Here is a 2273-nt window from a genome sequence, read left to right as displayed (position 1 = left end):
GCCTCGCGGCGGCCGCGGCGGCGGCGACCCTCTTGGTCCCGTTCCACCCGCACGACGCCACCGCGACCGACCTCCTGATCCACGCCGTCACCGTGCTCGGCGTGATCGGGCTGAACGGAATCTTCGGCGGGCGGCTGCTCGGGGGCGGCCCGGATGCGGGCGTGCGCGCCCGGAACGATCGATCCTCCGGCGGCGGTTGACCTTGCCACCATGGCAAGCTTCACGGTGGCCCACATCCCCGTGAGGAGCCTCGACCCCATGCGAAACATCGTCCGCCCCGCCGCGATCGCGCTGGCCGCCACCTTCGCCGGCGCGGCGCTGGCACAGAGCACGCCGCCGCGCATGGACCACGATAAGATGGGTCACGAGCACATGGACCATGCCGGGCGCCATCCCGCGCCGGCCGCCGGCGAGGCGCCCTCGACCCAGGCGTTCCGCGCCGTCGACGCGCGGATGCACGCCGACATGGCGATCCGCTACAGCGGCGACGTCGACGCCGACTTCGTGCGCGGCATGATCCCCCACCACGAGGGCGCCATCGGCATGGCGCGGGTCGCGCTGCAATACTCGAAGGACCCGGAGGTGCGGGCGCTCGCCGAGGAGATCGTCAAGGCGCAGGAAGGCGAGATCGCCCGGATGCGGGCGATCCTGGCGCGGACGGGCGCGAAGTAAAACGCGCTCTGCGGCTCCGAACGTTCTGTCGTGAGCCCCGATCCCGTTCGGCGCGGGTGCGGCCTTGACGGATCGGACGTTCGGCATCTTATAGGCATCCTGCGTACAGGAAGAACCGGTGTCGGCCTGCAAGGTTCGGATCGTCGTCGATCATGCCGCCAGCGACGACCCGATCTTCACGGTCGAGGTGCGGACCCCCTGGGGTTCGCTCGATGTGATGGCCGAGGTGACGCTGTCGGGACGCGTCCTGGAGCTGAAGGGCATGCACGTCGGCGGCGACCCGACGACGAAGTGGGGCGCGGCCGTGCTCCGCGACATCGCGCAGGGCGTCATGGAGGAATTGGATGTCGACGCGATCCACGTTGTTGGCGGCGTTCGGACCACGGGTGCAAATCCGGGACGAGACCCTCGTCCGCGACGGCTCCGCCGAACGCCTCAACCTCAAGCGGCTTCCGGGCTCGCACCTCGACACGGTGGCGGCGGCCCGCGCCCTGGTCCGTAGGCACCTTCCGGTGAAGGCCGCCCACGCGGTCATGACGGAGGTGTTCGACACGGGCGAGGCCTATGTCGAGCTCCCGAAGGTCGAGAGCCTGAGCCGCCTCGCCTCGGAGCTGACGGCGTTGGGCATCGCGGTCCGCAAGCACGGGCCGGACCCGATCTCCGTCCGGAGCGTGCGCGAGGCCCTGCGGCTCTCGCAAGCTCAGTTCGCGCTCCGGTTCGGGCTGGAGGAGGCGACGGTCAAGAATTGGGAGCAGGGCAAGTCGAAGCCGAACGCCACGGCCATGACATTGATCTGGACGATCCATCGCCACCCCGAGGCGGTCGTCGACGCCCTTGCCGTGAGCGGAACCGCGGTGAGCGGAATCGCGACCGAGGCGGAGCCAGTCGGCCACGCTTCGGCGGCTCTGGATTCCGGGCTCCGCTTCGCGGCCCCGGAATGACGGGGTGTTTGGCCAATGCCCGAGCGGCATGATCCCTGATCATCGGAGCCGACCCTGCCCTTTCGCCCGAATCGTGCTAGGCTTCGCCGCGATGCTTAGCGCCCGGCACCTCTTGCGACGGCTCGCTGCGATCCTTCGGGTCGCAGCGCTCCTCGTCATGGTCCCGGCCTTCGCCCAGGCGCATGCCGGGCACGCGCACCACACCGGCGCCGGCCATCCCGCGTTCGGCCATGCCGCGGTCGGCCACATCCTGAACGCCGCGGCCCAGCCGGATCCCGCGATGCAGGCGGCGGTCGTCGCCGCGGGGGACTCGGCGTCCGACCGGGCGGATTGCGTGGCCTGCCCGGGCTGTTGCTGCGCCCACGTCTTCGTCGCGGCCGCGGACGGGGACGGCGTCCGCCCCGACGACTTGAACGGCCTCCGCGTCGCGATGGGGCCGGAGACCGCGCGCCCGAGCGCGGTGCCCGAGGCCCTTCCCGAGCCCCCTCGACCCTTCGCCTGAGACCGCGCGCCGCCGGCCGGCGCGCCCGACGCGGCTCGTCTGGTCGAGCCGCGCTCCGTCCCGATGCGAAAGTCGACCTCCCATGACGATCCGGCTTCCCGCCGCCCTTTCGGCGGCCCTCGTGGCGTTCCTGGCGACCGCCGCGCTCACCCTCGGCC

General features: G+C 71.6%; 3 protein-coding genes and 1 pseudogene. All 4 read left to right on the top strand.

Annotated features, from left to right (window positions below; all coding sequences use genetic code 11):
- Positions 1-200 (top strand): annotated as a pseudogene (locus FV222_RS23690) (DUF1109 family protein); the annotation flags it as partial.
- A gap of 58 nt (positions 201-258) precedes the next feature.
- Positions 259-672, top strand: coding sequence for a DUF305 domain-containing protein (locus FV222_RS23685; protein ID WP_238271104.1), 414 nt, complete (start codon positions 259-261; stop codon positions 670-672).
- A 344-nt stretch (positions 673-1016) separates the two neighbouring features.
- On the top strand, positions 1017-1613 hold the full coding sequence (locus FV222_RS23680; RefSeq protein WP_147762487.1) for a type II toxin-antitoxin system MqsA family antitoxin: 597 nt from the start codon (positions 1017-1019) through the stop codon (positions 1611-1613).
- 91 nt (positions 1614-1704) lie between these two features.
- Positions 1705-2115, top strand: a complete 411-nt coding sequence (locus FV222_RS23675; protein ID WP_147762486.1) for a hypothetical protein — start codon at positions 1705-1707, stop codon at positions 2113-2115.
- Positions 2116-2273 lie beyond the last annotated feature (158 nt).

It is taken from the genome of Methylobacterium sp. WL103 (assembly GCF_008039885.1).
GTDB lineage: Bacteria > Pseudomonadota > Alphaproteobacteria > Rhizobiales > Beijerinckiaceae > Methylobacterium > Methylobacterium cerastii.
This window is presented reverse-complemented; position numbering and strand designations above follow the sequence as displayed.